We start from the raw sequence: 451 nt of genomic DNA, 5'->3' as shown, positions 1-451 counted from the left end.
TATGGAATCAGAATAATGGAATATAAACCGAAGCTGGATAGAAAAGCGGTACAAAATGCGATGAAAAGACCACTTTTCCTACTTATGGACGGGTCTACAATCGTCCCGGTTTTGACATTGCCAATAATGTTCAGCTGGAACTACCTTAAAGCCATGTGTGTTTTCTATGTATTAATGTCTTTAATCTCTCTTACCAAAAGGACACCATTAGAGTTTTTTATACACCTCCTGTCAAAATACAACCAAGGCAACAACTTGCCATATCGAAAAAACGAAATTTGGAAGCCAGATAACCGATAAGAAATTGTTCTTATTCGTAGGTTACCTTACAGCTTCGTTTATTGTTTGTTATCCGAAAATGACGTATATTTATCAAAATAATAGGGGTTACTATGATGAAATTAAGATTAATTTTACCTTTACTCGTGATGAGTAGCGCGCAAGCGGGGGT

The 451-nt window shown here is 36.4% G+C and carries 1 protein-coding gene; it reads left to right on the top strand.

The window, feature by feature from the left end; genetic code table 11:
* A partial coding sequence (locus IQR33_RS33995; RefSeq protein WP_228014065.1) for a hypothetical protein occupies nt 1-300 on the top strand: 300 nt, incomplete at its 5' end.
* Nucleotides 301-451: the final 151 nt, after the last annotated feature.

Origin of the sequence: Vibrio sp. OPT46, from assembly GCF_015163535.1 — a bacterium.
Taxonomy (GTDB): domain Bacteria; phylum Pseudomonadota; class Gammaproteobacteria; order Enterobacterales; family Vibrionaceae; genus Vibrio; species Vibrio alginolyticus.
Note: the sequence above shows the minus strand (reverse complement) of the source record. Positions and strands in the feature narration are given on the sequence as shown.